Genomic DNA, 17840 nt, shown 5'->3' with positions numbered 1-17840 from the left:
AGGACGCGGCCCCGGTGCGGGCTTCCGCCGGGCCTCTGTTCCGGGCGCGCGAACCGGCGACCGGCGATATGGTCGCAACGTCTGGCACGTCCTAGCGGTTTCTCGGCGACCCGCCCGTCCAGGGGGTCTCGGCGGCACGGAGGAATGATGGCCTCATCCACAGCGGAGTCGGGCAGCTCGGACGCATCCGTCACGACGGGAGCGCGCGGAGCCCCACCGACCCGCGAGGAGATGCGCGCGGCGATCACCGCGAGGACTCCCAAGAACTACATCACCTGGCTGATGCTCGCGTTCATGATCACGTCGTCGGTCGCGAGCCTGCGTGCCGCCCCGACGATGGCGGTCTACGGCCTGGCGGCCGTGTTCCTGTACGTCGTGCCCGCGATCGTCTTCCTGCTGCCCACGTCGCTCGTCTCGGCCGAGCTCGCGTCCGGCTGGTCCGGGGGCGTCTACCGCTGGGTCGCGGACGGCATCTCGAAGCCGGCCGGGTTCCTCGCGATCTGGTGCCAGTTCGCCATGACGATCTTCTACTACCCGAGCCTGCTCGGGTACGTGGCCAGCACCTTCGCCTACGTCATCAACCCGTCGCTCGCGAGCAACGGGCTGTACGTCGCGATCGTCATCGTCGTGCTGTTCTGGACCGGGGTCTGGGTGTCGTCCCAGGGCACCAAGACGGTCGCCGGCCTGTCGAGCTTCGGGCTGATCATCGGGACGCTGGTGCCGGGAGCGCTCCTGGTGATCCTCGGGCTCGTGTTCCTCGGCGAGGGCAACACCTCCGCCGCCCCCATGGACGCCTCGCACCTGCTGCCGCAGTGGACCGGGATCGCGTCGCTCGTGCTCGTGGTCAACAACTTCCTGTCGTACGCGGGCATGGAGATGAACGCGGTGCACGTGACGAGCCTGCGCAAGCCCGCCAAGGAGTTCCCCCGCGCGATGTTCCTCGCGATCGGGCTGGTCCTGCTGATCTTCATCCTCCCGGCGCTCGCGATCAGCTGGGTCATCCCGGCCGACCAGCTCAGCCTCACGGCCGGGGTCATGCAGGCCTTCGACGCGTTCTTCGCGAACTTCGGGGTGAGCTGGCTGACGCCGATCCTCGGCCTCATGCTCATCGCGGCCTCCCTCGGAGGCATGCTGACCTGGCTCGCGGGCCCCTCGAAGGGGCTGCTCACGGTCGCGCGCGAGGAGGGCTACCTGCCGCCCTTCCTGCAGAAGCTCAACAAGCACGGCGTGCAGCAGAACATCCTGGTCTCCCAGGGGCTGATGACCACGGTGATCGCCCTGCTCTACGCGTTCATCCCGAACGTCTCGAGCTCCTACTGGATCCTGTCGGTCATCACCACGCAGGTCTACCTGATCATGTACCTGCTGCTCTTCGTGGCCGCGGTCAGGCTGCGGCGCACCAAGCCCGACCACCCGCGCGGCTACCGCGCACCCGCGCTCACGCTGCTGTGCACGGTCGGGTTCCTCGCGTCGGTCGCCGCGATGATCATCGGGTTCGTGCCGCCCGCCCAGTTCTCGAGCGGCAGCGGGGGCGTGTACCTGCTGATCGTCGGCGGCGGGCTGGGCGTCGTCGGGATCCTGGTGCCCGCGCTGTTCTACTTCCTGCGCAAGCCGCACTGGAAGAACCCGGCCAACGTCGGGGGCCCGGAGGAACCGCTCGTCGACGCCCCCGCCGACGGCCACGAGGAGGCGTGACATGACGACGACGTCGACGAACGGACCCGACGGGCTGCCGCAGCACGAGGACGAGCCCGGCGACTCGCGCCGCTGGATCGTGTACACCGCGGCTGCGCTCCTGGCGGTGGCCGTCGGCGTGCTCATGGCCGTCCTGTACAACAGCTACCACGCGAACCAGGACCGCGAGCTGGCGGAGGAGCGGGCTGCCGAGCTGCACGCCGAGTTCGAGAAGATCGGGATCACGGCGATCGACGAGGACACCATCGTCACGGTGCTCGGCTCCGACGGCGGCGGCTTCTGCACCGACACCGTCGCGCTCGTGAAGGCCACCGCGAACCTCGGGTCGGGGAACGGGGCGTCGGGCCCCGGCAACCGGCCGTCGGTCGTCGACGAGCGTCGGCTCGCGGGGGACCGCCTCGTGGTCCAGGTCTACTGCCCCGAGCAGCTCGACGAGTTCGACGCCTACGTCGACTCGCTCAACCTCGACGAGACCACGACCAACCAGGAGAACTCGTGACCACCAGCCCCGGAACCAGCCCGGTCGCCGTCGCCCCCGTGCGGGAGCAGGTGGCGTCGTTGCTGCCGCGCGCGCTCGACGACCTGCGGACCCTCGTCGCGATCCCGTCGGTGGCCGACGAGCGCCTCTTCCCTCGCGAGAACTGCGAGCGCGCGGCCCACTGGGTCGCCGACGCGTTCCGGGCCGAGGGGATCGACGACGCGCGCCTCGAGGAGACGCCCGACGGCTCGCACGTGGTCCTGGGGTTCCGCCCGGGCCCGCCCGGTGCCCCCACGGTCCTGCTCTACTCGCACTACGACGTCCAGCCCCCGCTCGACGACGCCGCGTGGCGCACGCCCCCGTTCGAGCTGACCGAGCGGGACGGCCGTCTCTACGGCCGTGGCGCGGCCGACTGCAAGGGGAACATCGTCACGCACCTCACCGCGCTGCGAGCCCTGCGGGCGCTCGGTGGCGACGACTACCCGGTCGGCATCCGCATCGTGATCGAGGGCTCCGAGGAGCAGGGGACCGCGGGGCTCGACCAGTACGTCGAGGCCCACCCGGGCGAGCTCGCCGCGGACGCGATGCTCATCGCGGACACGGGCAACGCGACGCTCGGGCTGCCGACGCTCACGGTCTCGCTGCGCGGTGCGGCCAACGTGGTCGTGACGGTCGAGGCGCTGCGCGGCGAGATCCACTCGGGCATGTTCGGGGGAGCGGCCCCCGACGCGCTCGCGGCCCTGATCCACATCCTGTCCTCGCTGCGCGACGAGCAGGGGAGCACGACGATCGACGGCGTCCCGCCGGAGGTCGCCGACGCGACCTGGCCCGGGGTCGACTACGACCCCGACCAGTTCCGCCGCGACGCCGGCATGCTCGACGGCACGCGCCTCCTGGGGTCCGGGCGCGTCAGCGACCAGCTCTGGGCACGGCCGGCAGTGACGGTCCTGGGCATCGACGCCCCGGACGTCGTGGGCTCGGCCGCGGCGATCCAGCCGCGGGCCGCAGCCCGACTCAACCTGCGCATCCCGCCCGGCGCCGACGCGCGCGACCTCCAGGACAAGCTCGTGGCACACCTGGAGAACCACGCGCCGTGGGGCGTCAAGGTCACGACGGTGCGCGACGCCGTCGGGCAGCCGTTCCAGGCACGGACCGACGGTCCCGTGTTCGACACGCTCTCGCGCGCCCTGGCGGACGCGTTCGGCAAGGCGACCGTGACGGCCGGGCAGGGTGGGTCGATCCCGCTGTGCAACGTGCTCGCGTCGGGGTATCCGGACGCGCAGATCGTGCTGCTCGGGGTCGAGGAGCCTGCGTGCCTGATCCACGCGCCCAACGAGTCGGTCGCCCCCGGCGAGATCGAGCAGCTCGCCGTGGGGGAGGCGCTCTTCCTGTCGCGGCTGGGCTCGTCCGGCGCCTGACCCGGGCTCCGGGTGCCGAACCCGAGGTCGGTCAGGCAGGTCGGTGACGCCACCCGACCAACCTCGGGTTCGGCAGCCCCGGCAGCCCCAGCAGCCTCTGCAATCTCAGCAGCCACGGCAGCCGGCGGAGCACCCCGTCAGACGCCCGCGGTCTCCTGCGCGAGCGCCCACCGGTAGCCCTCGTCGCGCGCGAGCAGCTCTGCGTGGGTGCCGCGGGCCAGGACGGTCGCCGGGGCCTCGGGGTCGGCGTCGTCGGGGCGCCCCAGGAGCAGCACCTCGTCGACGGCTGCGAGGGCCGAGAGCCGGTGCGTCGCGACCACGATCCCGCGCCCGCCCGTGCGGCTCGTGCCGACGAGGTGGGTCAGCAGCTCGTCGGCGGTCGCCGGGTCGAGGTGCTCGGCGGGCTCGTCGACGAGCAGCAGGGGAGCGTGCGCCAGGAGCGCCCGTGCCACGAGGAGCCGACGGCGCTCCCCGCCGGAGATGGTCGTGGCGTCGGGGCCGAGGGTCGTCTCGACGCCGTCGGGCAGCCCGGCGAGCCACTCACCGAGGCCCACCTCGAGCAGGGCGGCCTCGGCCTCGTCCGGCGTGACGTCCCCGCGGGCGACGCGCAGGTTCTCCAGGACCGTGGTGTCGAAGACGTGCCCGTCCTCGGCGACGAAGACGACCTGGTGCGCGACGTCGTCGGGCGGGAAGCTCGCGACGGGGACCCCGTCGAGGTCGACCCGTCCCGCGACCTGCGGGATCAGTCCCGCCGCGGTCATGAGCAGGGTCGTCTTGCCGACGCCCGAGGGGCCGACGACCGCGACCGAGCGTCCGGGGCGGACGAGCAGGTCCACGCCGGTCACGGCCGCACGGCCGTCCCAGCCGCACGCGGCCCGGGTCACCGTGACCTCCGGGTCACGGGCACCGGTGTGCGGAGCGACCTCCGCAGCCGCTGACGCGGCCGGGGCGGCTGCCGCGTCGAGCAGCTCCATGATGCGGCGCGCGGCCTGGCGCGAGCGGTGCATCTGCACGGCCGCGGCGGGCAGCACGCCCGCGGCCTCGAACACCGCGAGCGGCGTGAGCACGACGACGGCGAGCTCGACCGGGGTCAGCGTCCCGGCGGCGACGGCCGGGATGCCGAGCAGCAGGGCGGCGAGCACGGCGAGCCCGATCGCGGCGTTGTTGACGGCCGCGGCGGTGCCGGAGGTGCGCGCGCCCGAGTCGGTCACGGACGCGAGCTCGCGGTCCGTGCGGCGCAGTGCGTCCATGCGCTGGGACAGGCGGCCCGAGACGGTCAGGGGGCCCGCGCCCTCGAGGGTCTCGAGCACCGTCGAGGTCATCTCGGCGCGCGCTGTGGCGCCGCGCTCCTCGGTGCGACGTGCGGCCCGCGCCGAGAGCCACGGGCCCAGGACGCCGGCGAGGAGCAGGCACGCGAGCAGGGCGACGCCTGCCGAGGGCAGGAACGCGCCGACCAGGATCACCGAGCCGGCGGACACGACGAGCGCGACCCCGGCGGGGATGATCGCGCGGACGACGACGTCGCCCACCGCGTCGACGTCGGCGCCCACGCGCGCGAGCAGGTCACCCCGTCGTACACCCGCGACGGCCGCTGTACGACCGGAGGCCAGCGACGTGTACACGTTGGCCCGGAGCGAGGCCATGCCGCGCAGCGCGACGTCGTGCGAGGCCAGGCGTTCGAGGTAGCGGAACACGCCGCGCGAGATGCCGAACGCGCGCACGGCCACGGTGGCCACGGACAGCTGCAGCACGGGCGGCATCTGCGAGGCGCGCGCGATGAGCCACGCGGCGACCGCCGCGAGACCGACCGAGCTCGCGAGGGCCAGGGAGCCGAGCCCGATCGCCCTGGCCGCGCGGCTCCAGCTCACGTCGAGGAGCCGGACCGCGCGCCACAGGGGATCGGCGCCCGCGTCGGGTGACGTCGACGGTGCGGTGTGCCCGCGGCGCGGGGCGCGGGCGGACGAGCCGGAGGACTGGTCGAGGTCGCTCATGCGACGGCTCCTGACGAGGGCGCGGACGGGGTGGACGCACCGGGAGCCGCGAGAGGCGCGCCGGTGCTGTCGTCCGGGGAGGGTGGCAGCGCGGCCGAGGAGACCGTCACGACCTGGTCGGCGAGCTCGACGAGGCTCGTGCGGTGCGCGATCACGACCACCGTGCGGCCCTGCTCGCGCCAGGCGCGCACGGCGTCGAGGACGGCCTGCTCGCCGCGGGCGTCGAGGTGGGCGGTGGGTTCGTCGAGCACGACGAGCGGCACGCGCGCCGGGTCGCCGAGCAGTGCTGCGGTGAGGGCCACGCGCTGGCGCTGGCCGACGCTCAGGCCCACGCCGCCCTGGCCGATCGGCGTGTCCCACCCTGCGGGCAGGACGTCGAGCACGGCGTCGAGCCCGGACAGCCGCGCGGCGTCCGCGAGCTCCGCGTCGGTCACGTCGCGACCGTCGAGGACGACGTCGCGCACGGTCCCGGGGGTGAGCGTGGGCCGTTGCGGCACCCAGGCGACCTGCGGCCACCAGGTGGTCGGGTCGAGGTCGGCGAGGTCGACGGGATCACCGCCCGCCGGGGTCACCAGGACGCGTCCGGCGTCGGGCGCGAGCAGGCCGAGGAGCACCAGGGCCGTGGTCGTCTTGCCGGAGCCGCTCGGACCGGTCAGGGCGACCACGGTGCCCGACGGCGCAGCGCCTGTCCCGGGTGCTTCGGCGCCCGGGGTGGACCGGGCACCGAACGACGCCGTGAGCGAGGCGGGCGCGAGCACGTCGCGGTCGCCCGCGCGCACGCTCACGCCGTCGAACGTGATCCGAGCCCCGGCGAGGGCAGGGGCAGGGGCCGTCCCGACGGGCGGCAGCGGCTCGTCGAGCACCTCGAATGCCTGGTTGGCCGCGGCGATGCCGTCGGTCGAGGCGTGGAAGTGCATGCCGACCTGACGCAGCGGCAGGTAGACCTCGGGGGCCAGCACGAGCACGGCGAGCGCGGGCTCGAGACCGACCTCCCCGTACACGAGGCGCAGCCCGATCCCGACCGCCACGAGCGCGACCGACAGCGTCGTGAGCAGCTCGAGGACCATGCCGGACAGGAACGCGACGCGCAGCGTGCCCATGGTCGCGCGGCGGTTGGCGTCGCCCAGGGCGCGCACGCGCTTCTCGGGCCCGTGCTCGCGGCCGAACGCGCGCAGGGTGGGGAGCCCGGCCAGCAGGTCGAGGACCTGGGACCCGAGCCGCTGCATGACCTTGAGGCGCCGCTCGGACGTCCCGGCCGTGAGCTGCCCGACGAGGATCATGAACAGGGGGACGAGGGGGATCGTGACCGCGATGATGATCGCCGAGATCCAGTCGAGCCCCAGCACGACCGCGAGCGTCGCAGGGGTCACGGTCGCCGCGAGCAGGAGCTGGGGCAGGTATCGCACCATGTAGGGCTCGAGGTCGTCGAGCCCGCGCGTCGCGAGGGTCGCGACGGCCGGTCCGCGACCGGTCGCCAGCCAGCGGGGCCCGAGGGCCACCGCGTGGCTGACGACCTGCTCGCGGAGCTCCGCGACGGTCTTGGTCGCGGCCTTGAGCGCGAACCGTTCCTGCGCCCACGCGACCCCGGCGCGCACCACCACGACCGCGGCGAGCCACGAGAGGGGGGTGGCGACGTCGGGCAGAGTGAGGCTGCCCTGGATCGCGGGGGCCAGGATGCTCGCGATGAGGAGCGCCTGCGCCACGACGAGCCCGGCCGTGACGAGGCCGAGCACCGCCGTGAGCACGACGTACCCGCGGGCTGCCCGCGCTTGACGCAGGAGCCGTGGATCGAGGGGCTTCACGCGGAGGTGTCCCCGGGGCCGTTCTTCGCCGGGCCCGACGCCGTCGCGTCCGTCCCCGAGGCCTTCTCACCCGTTGCGGGGGTCAGGTCCAGGTTCTTGGCGCTGCCCGAGGACGGACCGCCGAACGCGGAGTCCTTGAGCTTCCGCAGGGACAGCCCGATGGGCGGCGGGATGTCCTTGGTCGACAGGCGGCGGCGGAAGACCCAGTACGTCCACGACTGGTAGACCAGCACGACCGGGACGAGGATCACGGCGACCCACGTCATGACGGTCAGCGTGTACTGCGTCGAGGACGCGTTGTCGATGGTGAGCGAGTTCGCGGGGTCGAACGCCGGCATGACGTCGGGGTACATGGACCCGAAGATCAGGACCGTCGCCGAGAGGATCGCGAGCGCGGAGAACAGGAACGCCCAGCCCTCGCGAGCCTTCGCGTTGGCGAGGACCACGCCGACCAGCGAGACCGCGGCGACCACGACGGCTGCCCACGTCCACGGCACCGAGTACGCGACCTGGGCCCACACGGCCCAGCCGCCGGCCACGAGGACCGAGGCGAGCGAGAACCACCCGGCGAGGCGGCGGGCCTTGACGCGGACCTCGCCGTCGGTCTTGAGGGCGATGAACACCGCACCGTGCATGAGGAAGAGCAGCACGGTCGTGAGGCCGCCGAGGAGCGCGAACGGGCTGAGCAGGGCCCAGAAGCCGCCGACGTACTGGTGGGCCGCGTCGAGCTCGACGCCGCGCACGAGGTTGGCGAACGCGACGCCCCACAGGAGCGCAGGGATCCACGAGCCGAAGATGATGGCCTGGTCGCAGCGTGCCCGCCACCGGTCGTCGTTGATCTTGCCGCGGTACTCGAACGCGACGCCGCGCACGATGAGCGCCAGGAGGATCAGGAACAGCGGGATGTAGAAGCCGGAGAAGAGCGTGGCGTACCACTCGGGGAAGGCCGCGAAGGTCGCACCGCCCGCGGTGATGAGCCAGACCTCGTTGCCGTCCCAGACCGGGCCGATGGTGTTGATGATGAGGCGACGCTCGGTGTCCTGCTTCGCCTTGTCCTTGTTGCGGGACAGGATCGGCAGGAGCATGCCCACGCCGAAGTCGAAGCCTTCGAGGACCAGGTAGCCGATCCACAGGATCGCGATGAGCACGAACCAGAGAATGGTGAGTTCCATGAGTACTGGGTCTCCTTGAGCCGTCAGAGCGCGTCAGTACGCGAAGGACAGGGGGCGTTCGGACTCGTCGGTCGAGTCCGGGTCGTCGGGGTCGCCCTTGGCGCGCGCCTCGGGGGAGTCGTCGTGCACGGTCTCGGGGACGCCCTCGACCGAGTAGCGGTGGATGAGCTTGAACCAGACGACCGCGAGCGCGCCGTAGACGAGCGTGAAGACGATCATCGAGGTCAGCACGACCCCGGGGCTCACGACGGTGGAGACGCCCCGCTCGGTGAGCAGGCGGATCGAGTCGATCCCGGTGGGGTTGGGGGCGACGACCCAGGGCTGACGCCCGGTCTCGGTGAAGATCCAGCCGAACGAGGACGCGATGAACGGCATGGGGATGGCCCAGATCCCGACGCGCGCGAACCACTTGTTGTCGGTCACGCGGCCCTTGCGGGTGAGCCACAGCGCCATGACGGACAGGGCGATCGAGCCGATCGCGAACCCGATCATGAGGCGGAAGCTCCAGTAGGTCAGCGCCAGGTTGGGGGAGTAGTTGACGGGCTCGCCGTCCGCGGTGACGTCGCCGTAGCGCTCGGTCATGTCCTGCTGGACCTGGTCGACGCCCGGGAGGGGAGCGGTGAAGCTGCCCTTGGCGAGGAACGAGGTCATGCCGGGGATCTCGAGGATGTGGTTGACGCCCTCGCACGAGTCGGAGAGGTCGCCGATCGCGAGGATGGAGAACGGTGCGCCCTCGGGCGAGCTCTCGCACAGGGCCTCGGCGGCGGCCATCTTCATGGGCTGCTGCTGGAACATGAGCTTGGCCTGGAAGTCGCCGCTGACCGCCACGCCGAGACCGCCGACGATCATCGCGATGACGCCGAGGGTGATGGCCGGGCGGTAGACGTTGCGGGCGAGCTCGACGTTCTCGGCCTTCTTGGTGCGCACGAGGCGGACCATCCACCAGGCGGCGATGCCGGCGACGAACGTGCCTGCGGTGAGGAAGGCCGCGGTGATGGTGTGCGGGAACGCCGCCCACAGCGTGTTGTTGGTGAGCACGGCCCCGATGTCGTTCATCTCGGCGCGACCGGTCTCGGGGTTGTAGATGGTCCCGACCGGGTGCTGCATCCAGGAGTTGGCCGCGAGGATGAAGAACGCGGACAGGTTCACGGCGATCGCCACGGCCCAGATGCACGCGAGGTGCACGCGCTTGGACAGGCGGTCCCAGCCGAAGATCCACAGGCCGAGGAAGGTGGACTCGATGAAGAACGCGGCGAGCGCCTCCATGGCGAGCGGGGCACCGAAGACGTCTCCGACGAAGCGCGAGTACTCGCTCCAGTTCATGCCGAACTGGAACTCCTGCACGATCCCCGTCACGACGCCGATCGCGAAGTTGATGAGGAGGAGCTTGCCGAAGAACTTGGTGAGCTTGAGCCACCGCTCGTTCCCCGTGCGCACCCATGCGGTCTGCATGATCGCGACGAGGGGGGCGAGCCCGATCGTCAGGGGCACGAAGATGAAGTGGTAGACGGTCGTGATGGCGAACTGCCACCTTGCGAGATCGAGGACGTCCACAAACGCTCCTGGTTTTTCCTGGGTGCTACGGGGGTTCTGAGGGGGGCCTCAGGGCACAGTCAGCGTTCTCTTGTCGACGCTAGAACCAATCTGCACCATCGGCGAGGCGGCGGGACGCCAAAACCGCGGGAAACGACAGTTTGTGAGAACCTTCACAAGGTCCGGATCGGGACCTTGGTCCTCTGGACGACACGGCCCGCAGGGCTGTAGATGCCCATCTGATCGACGTCGGCTGTGCGATACTTGACCGAGCAAGGGGGACCACATCTCCTCCGTGCCCAGTACGTGCTCGACGCAACCGCAGACCGCGGCTCGCGGAGCGCCGCCGACCGGGATGAATGGCCCGGACGGCGAAGCGCCCCCCGCCGCACGCCCTTGCCCGAGCCGCCACCGCCGACTTCCGTCGCGGGGACGACAGCGCTGCGATGCGCACGTCCCGAGCGACGACAACCGCCCGAACGGGCCGCACGATGTGGGGACGGACCTTTCGGGGTATCAGGAGCGCTTCGCGTGACCCTCGACAACACCCCTGACCCGACCAGCTCGACCTCCGGTCAGGACGCAGCACCCGCCAAGAAGCCGGCCCGACGACGGGTCACCCGCACCGCCGCGGCGCCAGGCACCGCCGACACGACCGCCGAGGCCGCGGCCCCGGTCCAGATCACCCTGCCCGCGGTGAAGACTCCCGCGCAGCCCGCCGTCGCCGCCCCCGACGCCCCCACGGGCTCGCTCGGGATCGAGCTGCCGTCCGCCGACGCCGCGCCGCGCCGCTCGCGCCGCGTCGTGCGTCCGACCACGACCCCCGCCGCCCAGGCTTCCGACGCCCCCGCGGCGAGCCAGGGCACGGGCACCGCGAAGGCAGCCCCGGCCGAGAAGGCAGCCCCCGCCGAGAAGGCCCCGGCGACCGGGGCCGCCACGGCCCAGGAGACCGCCCAGGACGCTCCCGCCGCCCCGCGCCGCGGCGGCAAGCGAGGAGCAGCCGCCCGCGCGGCGGCCGACGCCCCGGTCCTCGACGTGCTGTCCGAGCTCGGGCTCAAGCCCGCAGCAGAGGCCGAGGCCCCCGCCGAGAAGCCCGCACGCGCCCGTCGCACCCGCAAGCCCGCAGCCGAGACCGCCGTCGTCGAGGTGCCCGCGGCCGTCGAGACGCCCGCCCCCGCGCCCACGGCGGCGCCCGAGGCGACCACGACGCCCGAGGAGCCGGCCGCGGCACCCACGACCCGCCGTCGGGCCACCCGCTCCACCGCCGCCGCCCAGGCGGCGCCCGCGCAGGACGTCGCACCCGAGGTCCCCGCCGAGAAGGCCCCGGCCAAGCGCCGCCGCGCGACGTCGAAGGACGCGCCGGTCGTGGACGCCGCCCCGGTCGCCGAGGCCCCCGCCGAGCCGGCCGAGCCCGCCGCACCCAAGGTGCGCTCGCGCCGCGTCAACAAGGTCCCCGCCGCCGCGAAGGCCGAGGCCGAGGCGCCCGCAGCCGAGGCCGCCCCGGTCTCGCCGGCCGCGACCGTCTCGACCGGTGGCGGCTCCGGTACGCCGCGCCTCGCGACGACCGCCCTGCTGTTCCAGGCGCCGGACCCCGCCGCCGCGCCGCGCCGTTCGCGCCGTGTCGTGCGCCCCACGACGTCGCCCGCCGACGCCATGCCCAGCTTCGCCACGCCCAGCGCGCGCACGGCCGAGGAGGCGCCCGCCCCGGCCGCACCCGTCGCCGAGCCCGCCGCCCCGGCAGCACCCGAGCCCACCGAGGCTCCCGTCGAGCAGCGCGAGGCTCCTGCCCGCACGCGCGGCGGCCGCGGCCGCTCGGCCCGTCGGGGCGCGGGCGCGCCGTCGGCAGCAGGCCAGGCGACGCCCCCCGCCCAGGAGCAGCAGGCACCGGCCGCCGAGCGCACGCCCGAGCAGGCACCCACGGTCGAGGTCGACGCCGTGCTCGCCGGGGCGGACCTCGCCGCGGTCGAGGAGATCGAGCTGATCGAGGCCGAGCTCGTCGCCGAGGGCGTCGAGATCCCTGCCGACGCGTTCGAGGCCGACGACCTGGAGATCGTCACCGAGACCGAGCAGCAGCCCCTCGCCGAGGACGACGACCAGGGCGCGCCGCGCCGTCGTCGTCGCCGGGGTGGTCGTGGCCGTCGCTCGCGCGGCGGTGACGCGCACGGCGACGAGTACGGCGACGACGAGTCCTCCGACGACCAGCCCTCGGGCGAGTCCTCCGCCGTCGCGGGGGAGGCCGGGGAGCAGGCCGACGAGTCCGCCGACGACCAGCGGGACCAGCACGAGGACCACGCGGACGAGCACGACGGCGAGGAGGGCTCGGGGTCGAGCCGTCGCCGCCGTCGTCGTCGCCGCGGCGGACGGGCCGAGGGCGGCGAGAGCAGCAGCTCCGTCCCGGCCTCGACCAGCCGCACCCGCACGCGGGAGCGCAGCGGCGGCACGTCGTCCGACGAGGTGACCGCGCTCAAGGGTTCGACGCGTCTCGAGGCCAAGCGCCAGCGCCGCCGCGAGGGGCGCGACGCGGGTCGCCGCCGCCAGATCATCACCGAGGCCGAGTTCCTCGCGCGCCGCGAGTCCGTCGAGCGCTCGATGGTCGTCCGGGAGGAGAACGGTCGCACCCAGATCGCGGTCCTCGAGGACGGCGTCCTGGTCGAGCACTACGTCTCGCAGCAGTCGCAGGTCTCGATGGCCGGCAACGTGTACCTGGGCCGCGTCCAGAACGTCCTGCCGTCCATGGAGGCCGCGTTCATCGACGTCGGCAAGGGCCGCAACGCGGTCCTGTACGCCGGTGAGGTCAACTGGGACGCTGCCGGTCTCGAGGGTCAGCCTCGTCGCATCGAGCAGGCGCTCAAGTCCGGCGACTCGGTGCTGGTCCAGGTCACCAAGGACCCGATCGGCCACAAGGGCGCACGTCTCACGTCGCAGATCACCCTCGCGGGGCGCTACCTCGTGTTCGTGCCCGGTGGTGGCATGACCGGCATCTCGCGCAAGCTTCCCGACACCGAGCGGGCCCGCCTCAAGAAGATCCTCCGTGAGGTCGTCCCCGAGGGGTCGGGCGTGATCGTGCGCACGGCCGCCGAGGGCGCGAGCGAGGACGAGCTGCGCGCCGACGTCGAGCGCCTGCAGAGCCAGTGGGAGGCGATCGAGAAGAAGGCGAAGTCGGTCTCCGCCCCGGCCCTGCTCCAGGGCGAGCCGGACCTCGCGATCCGCGTGGTCCGCGACATCTTCAACGACGACTTCAGCTCGCTCGTCGTCTCGGGCGACAACGCCTGGAACGAGATCTCGAGCTACGTCGCCGAGCTCGCGCCGGACCTCAAGGAGCGCGTCTCGCGCTGGACGTCGGAGAAGGACGCCTTCGCGGCGCACCGTGTCGACGAGCAGCTCGCCAAGGGCATGGACCGCAAGGTCTGGCTGCCCTCGGGCGGTTCGCTCGTGATCGACCGCACCGAGGCCATGACGGTCGTCGACGTCAACACGGGCAAGTTCACCGGCTCCGGTGGCACGCTCGAGGAGACGGTCACGCGCAACAACCTCGAGGCGGCCGAGGAGATCGTCCGTCAGCTCCGTCTGCGCGACATCGGCGGCATCATCGTCATCGACTTCATCGACATGGTGCTGGAGTCCAACCGTGACCTCGTGCTGCGTCGCCTGGTCGAGTGCCTGGGCCGTGACCGGACCAAGCACCAGGTCGCCGAGGTCACCTCGCTCGGCCTGGTCCAGATGACCCGCAAGCGCGTGGGCCAGGGCCTGGTCGAGGCGTTCAGCGAGACGTGCGACCACTGCAACGGGCGCGGGTTCATCGTGCACACCGACCCGATCGAGAAGTCGGGCGGCTCGCACAACGGTGGCGGGCACCAGCACGCGGCCGCTCCCGCGGCGACGCAGGACGAGCCCACCGAGTCGGAGGGGGCCCGCTCCCGCTCGCGCCGCAAGCGTGCGACCAAGGAGTCGGCCCCGGCCGCGGCCCCCGCGGTCCCGATCCTGCCCGAGGTCACGTCCGAGGCACGTGAGGCCGTCAAGGCCACGCTCGCCACGATCGCGGCCGCGGCGGCCCACGCCCACGAGCACGACGGCGTCGCGCCGGTCGAGGAGACCGTCGTCGCCGAGGCGGCGGTCACCGAGGTCGCCGGGAACGTGGAACCGGTCGAGGCCGGTACCGGTGCGCAGACCGAGGTCGAGGCCGTCGGCATCGAGACCGCGCTGACGGACGTCGAGTCCACGGAGGGTGCCCCGGAGGTCGCCGACGACTCCGACCGGTTTCCGGTCGAGCAGGGCGCCGCTGACGAGGCGGCTGCTGGGGAGGCTGCGCCGGCGGCTGACGTGAGCGACGAGGCGGCCCCCGAGGCCACCGAGGGGACGCGCGGCGACGCCTGACGCCTGCTGGACCACCGATGACGGCGAGGGATCCGCGCGGACAGCGCGGGTCCCTCGCCGTCGTCGCGCGCCCGTGTCGGCGGGCGGTGCTGTACTGGCTGCGTGGACGACGTGAGGCGGGGACGGGTCGAGGTCATCAGCGGGCCCATGTTCGCGGGCAAGACCGAGGAGCTGCTGCGGCGCGTGCGCCGGGCACGGATCGCAGGGCGCCGTGTGGAGGTGGTGCACCACGCGCTCGACGACCGGCGCGGTGAGGGCCTCGTCAGCTCGCACTCGGGCCTCGACATCCCCTCGCGCGCTGCGACCTCCGCCGCGGAGATCCTCGAGCTGGTCGACCCCGCGGTCGAGCTCGTCGCGGTCGACGAGGCCCAGTTCTTCGGGCCCGCGCTGCTCGACGTCGTGCAGCACGCGGCCGACGCGGGCCTCGTGATGATCGTCGCGGGGCTCGACGTGACGTTCGACGGGCGCCCCTTCGAGCCCATCCCGGCGCTCGGCGCGCTCGCCGAGCGCGCCGACCGGCTCACAGCCGTCTGCACGGTCTGCGGCGAGGACGCCCCCTTCCACGAGCGCGTCGTCGCCTCCGCGGACGGCGACTCCCTCACCCCCGGGGTCGAGCACGTCGGCGGTGTCGAGTCCTACCAGGCGCGCTGCCGGGTCCACTTCGAGGCCGCGCGCTGGCGCGCTGCCGGTGCGGGCGGGCCGACCGTCACGACCCGATGAGCGGCACGAAGCTGTACGTCCCGTGCCGGCTCGTCACCGTCCCCGTCAGGTGCTGCTCCACGAGGACCAGGACGTGCTGCACGGGGATCACGAGGCGCCCTCCGATCGCGAGCTGGTCCACCAGCGCCTGCGGGAGCACCTGAGCCGCGGCCGAGACGAGGATGCGGTCGTAGCCGCCCATGGTCGGACGTCCCAGCACGCCAGGCTCCGCGACCTCGATCCGGGCCCACGACATGGGGTACGTCGCGAGGTTCGCCGCACCCCACTCCGCGAGGTCCGGGTCGATCTCGACCCCCACGACGCTCCCGCTCGACCCGACCAGGTGGGCGAGCAGCGCCGTCGTCCAGCCCGACCCCGACCCCACGTCCAGGACGCGTGCCCCGCGCGGCACCTGGAGCAGCCGGAGCGTGTCGGCCACCGTCCGTGGCTGCGAGTTCGTCTGGCCGTGCCCGATCGGCAGGTGCCGGTCGTCGCGCGCGTACGGGCGCTGGTTGCGCGGCAGGAAGCGCCGCCGGTCGATCGTCGACATCGCCGCCGCGACCTCGCGCGCGGTGACCGACTGCGCCCTGCGATCGTTCGGCACTGCGGACCGCCTCCTCGGGATCTCCTTCCAGGGTAGCCGGGGGTCCGAGCGACGGGCGGGTGTCGGCGGGTGCGCTAGGGTCCCGGGCATGACGGGACGGACGAGGCGGTCCACGCGCGGCTCCGGTGCCCGCGTCCGCGCGGCGGTGCGCCCGGTCGTGCTCGCGGCGGCCTGCGCGGTCGGCGTGACGGTGGTCGCCGGGTGCGGGGTCGGTGAGCCGCAGCGGCAGCGGGTCGAGTGGGTGCTTGCCGCCCAGGACGGCGCGACGCTCGAGATCGGGGTCTCCGCGGGCGGCAGCACGTGCACCGACGACGACGGCATCGAGGTCGCCGAGACGGACGGGACCGTCGAGGTCCGGGCCTACGTCCTGCGCACGGCCGGCGCGTGCAGCGAGGACCTCGGGGTCCGCGAGGTCACGGTCGAGCTCGACGAGCCGCTCGGCGGGCGTGACCTCGTCGGGTGCGCCGGGCGCGACGTCACGGTCGGGGCGTGGGACCTCGCGGCCGACGCCGACTGCGCCGAGCCCAGGCCCGGCCTGCTGCCCGGGCGGATCGACGTGCCGGTCGGGTGACACGACAGGGGGTGCGCGAGGCGGGACTCGAACCCGCACGTCCGAAGACACCAGGACCTAAACCTGGCGCGGCTGCCAATTACGCCACTCGCGCGCCCGCACAGTCTACGGGCGCGCGAGGAGCAGATCGGTCGGCGGCTCGCTGACCGGACAACCTACTTCTTGGGGTCGATCCCCAGGTCACGGCGCAGCTTGGCGACGTGGCCGGTCGCCTTGACGTTGTACTGCGCGAGCGCGACCTTGCCCTCGGGGTCGACCACGACGGTCGAGCGGATCACGCCCGTCACGGTCTTGCCGTAGAGCTTCTTCTCGCCCCACGCCCCGTACGCCTCGAGCGTCGCCCGGGACTCGTCGGACGCGAGCGGGAACGTCAGCGACTCCTCCTCGGCGAACTTCACGAGCTTGGCGAGCGGGTCGGGCGAGATGCCGACGACCTTGTACCCCGCGCCCTGGAGCGACGCGAGCGAGTCGCGGAAGTCGCACGCCTCCTTGGTGCAGCCGGGCGTCGAGGCAGCGGGGTAGAAGTAGACGATGACCGAGCTGCCGCGCAGCTCGGACAGCGTGACGGAACCGCCGTCGGCGGTCGGGAGGGTGAAGTCGGGGGCGTCGTCCCCGACGGCAAGGCGCGTGCTCATGGAACTCCTCGTGGTGGGTTCGTGGATCACTCCGAGCCTAGAGGACACGGGTAGCGTGGGGACCGTGAGCAAGACGACCCCCACCTCGCACGACGCCCCCGCGCCCGAGCCGGCCGCGGCCCCGGCCGCCGCCTCCGTGCAGAAGACCTCCGCGACCCGCGCGACGTCGTCGGGCAGCGCGCCCGAGCGGCTGCCCCTGCGCATGCTGCACGACCGCCTCCTCGTCCTGCCCGAGGTCGACTCGTCCGAGCGGCAGTCCTCCGCGGGGCTCGTGATCCCGGCGACGGCGGTCGGACCCAAGCGCCTGGGGTGGGCACAGGTCGTCGCCACGGGAGAGACGGTGCGTCACGTGCGCGTGGGGGACCGCGTGCTGTTCGACCCCGAGGAGCGGGCCGAGGTCGAGCTGAACGGCAAGAGTTACGTGCTGCTGCGCGAGAAGGACGTCAGTGCGGTCTCCCAGCCCGAGGAGACGAGCGGCAGCACGGGGCTGTACCTGTAGGACGGGTGGTCGCGTCGTCGGCGCGGCCCCGGTGGCCCCGGTGACAGGACCCGTGGAGCCGGTTGTCGCGCAGGTCACAGGCCTGCGCGACTCCCTGATTTGTCTCCCGGGGGCCGGTTCAGTAATGTTTCTTCTCGCGCGCCATTAGCTCAATTGGCAGAGCAGCTGACTCTTAATCAGCGGGTTCATGGTTCGAGTCCATGATGGCGCACCACGGTCACGGCCCTGGAGACGGGGCCGTCGTGACGTCCGGCAGGCCATGCCGGGACACCTGTACCACCCTGCAGCACCACGCGCCATTAGCTCAATTGGCAGAGCAGCTGACTCTTAATCAGCGGGTTCATGGTTCGAGTCCATGATGGCGCACCA

The 17840-nt window shown here is 72.9% G+C and carries 13 protein-coding genes and 3 tRNA genes; 9 read left to right on the top strand and 7 right to left on the bottom strand.

The window, feature by feature from the left end:
- Positions 1–147 precede the first annotated feature (147 nt).
- From H9623_RS16935 to H9623_RS16925, 3 genes are read left to right on the top strand one after another with little or no spacing between them, the layout of a single operon-like run.
- Positions 148–1695 (top strand): APC family permease, encoded by a 1548-nt coding sequence (locus tag H9623_RS16935; RefSeq protein WP_227748821.1) that lies wholly within the window; start codon positions 148–150, stop codon positions 1693–1695.
- A 1-nt stretch (position 1696) separates the two neighbouring features.
- Complete coding sequence (locus H9623_RS16930) at positions 1697–2194, top strand: hypothetical protein (protein WP_193721189.1); 498 nt, start codon at positions 1697–1699, stop codon at positions 2192–2194.
- Positions 2191–3591, top strand: a complete 1401-nt coding sequence (locus H9623_RS16925) for a dipeptidase (protein WP_321575504.1) — start codon at positions 2191–2193, stop codon at positions 3589–3591. Before H9623_RS16930 ends, H9623_RS16925 begins: the two co-directional genes overlap by 4 nt.
- A gap of 137 nt (positions 3592–3728) precedes the next feature.
- Here H9623_RS16925 and cydC read toward each other — a convergent pair whose 3' ends face one another.
- Genes cydC through H9623_RS16905 form a run of 4 tightly spaced genes read right to left on the bottom strand, consistent with a single transcriptional unit; the run spans position 3729 to position 10110 of the window.
- On the bottom strand, positions 3729–5582 hold the full coding sequence (gene cydC, locus H9623_RS16920; protein WP_193721188.1) for a thiol reductant ABC exporter subunit CydC: 1854 nt from the start codon (positions 5580–5582) through the stop codon (positions 3729–3731).
- The gene (cydD, locus tag H9623_RS16915) at positions 5579–7384 is read right to left on the bottom strand and encodes a thiol reductant ABC exporter subunit CydD (RefSeq protein WP_193721187.1); all 1806 of its coding nucleotides are present in this window, start codon (positions 7382–7384) and stop codon (positions 5579–5581) included. The genes cydC and cydD overlap by 4 nt, the downstream gene beginning before the upstream one ends.
- A complete protein-coding gene (cydB, locus tag H9623_RS16910; RefSeq protein WP_193721186.1) occupies positions 7381–8556 on the bottom strand; it encodes a cytochrome d ubiquinol oxidase subunit II in 1176 nt (391 codons plus the stop codon). Before cydB ends, cydD begins: the two co-directional genes overlap by 4 nt.
- 33 nt (positions 8557–8589) lie before the next feature.
- Complete coding sequence (locus H9623_RS16905) at positions 8590–10110, bottom strand: cytochrome ubiquinol oxidase subunit I (protein ID WP_193721185.1); 1521 nt, start codon at positions 10108–10110, stop codon at positions 8590–8592.
- Positions 10111–10620: 510 nt separating this feature from the next.
- Between H9623_RS16905 and H9623_RS16900 the strand changes: the two genes are divergently transcribed.
- Positions 10621–14463 carry an Rne/Rng family ribonuclease gene (locus H9623_RS16900; protein WP_193721184.1) on the top strand — a complete coding sequence of 1281 codons (3843 nt, stop codon included), beginning with the start codon at positions 10621–10623 and terminating at the stop codon, positions 14461–14463.
- A 102-nt stretch (positions 14464–14565) separates the two neighbouring features.
- A complete protein-coding gene (locus H9623_RS16895) occupies positions 14566–15183 on the top strand; it encodes a thymidine kinase (RefSeq protein ID WP_193721183.1) in 618 nt (205 codons plus the stop codon).
- On the opposite strand, the gene H9623_RS16890 is transcribed toward H9623_RS16895, so the two are convergent.
- On the bottom strand, positions 15170–15766 hold the full coding sequence (locus H9623_RS16890; RefSeq protein ID WP_321575503.1) for a protein-L-isoaspartate O-methyltransferase family protein: 597 nt from the start codon (positions 15764–15766) through the stop codon (positions 15170–15172). The two genes, H9623_RS16895 and H9623_RS16890, sit on opposite strands and share 14 nt — an antisense overlap.
- A gap of 88 nt (positions 15767–15854) precedes the next feature.
- Here H9623_RS16890 and H9623_RS16885 point away from each other — a divergent pair, with 88 nt between their 5' ends.
- Positions 15855–16337 (top strand): hypothetical protein, encoded by a 483-nt coding sequence (locus H9623_RS16885; protein ID WP_193721181.1) that lies wholly within the window; start codon positions 15855–15857, stop codon positions 16335–16337.
- A gap of 12 nt (positions 16338–16349) precedes the next feature.
- Here H9623_RS16885 and H9623_RS16880 read toward each other — a convergent pair.
- Positions 16350–16431, bottom strand: a tRNA-Leu gene (locus tag H9623_RS16880).
- 61 nt (positions 16432–16492) lie between these two features.
- On the bottom strand, positions 16493–16972 hold the full coding sequence (bcp, locus tag H9623_RS16875) for a thioredoxin-dependent thiol peroxidase (protein ID WP_193721180.1): 480 nt from the start codon (positions 16970–16972) through the stop codon (positions 16493–16495).
- A gap of 64 nt (positions 16973–17036) precedes the next feature.
- Here bcp and H9623_RS16870 point away from each other — a divergent pair, with 64 nt between their 5' ends.
- The 3 genes from H9623_RS16870 (at position 17037) to H9623_RS16860 (ending at position 17840) form a co-directional block, all read left to right on the top strand.
- Positions 17037–17471: a GroES family chaperonin gene (locus H9623_RS16870; RefSeq protein ID WP_407671977.1), complete on the top strand. Its 435-nt coding sequence runs from the start codon at positions 17037–17039 to the stop codon at positions 17469–17471.
- Positions 17472–17609: 138 nt separating this feature from the next.
- Positions 17610–17685 (top strand) — tRNA-Lys (locus H9623_RS16865).
- 79 nt (positions 17686–17764) lie between these two features.
- A tRNA-Lys gene (locus tag H9623_RS16860) sits at positions 17765–17840 on the top strand.

This window comes from Oerskovia douganii (assembly GCF_015142735.1).
In the GTDB taxonomy this organism is placed as follows: Bacteria; Actinomycetota; Actinomycetes; order Actinomycetales; family Cellulomonadaceae; genus Oerskovia; species Oerskovia douganii.
The sequence above is the reverse complement of the archived record's forward strand: the minus strand, read 5'-3'. Positions and strand labels throughout refer to the sequence as shown.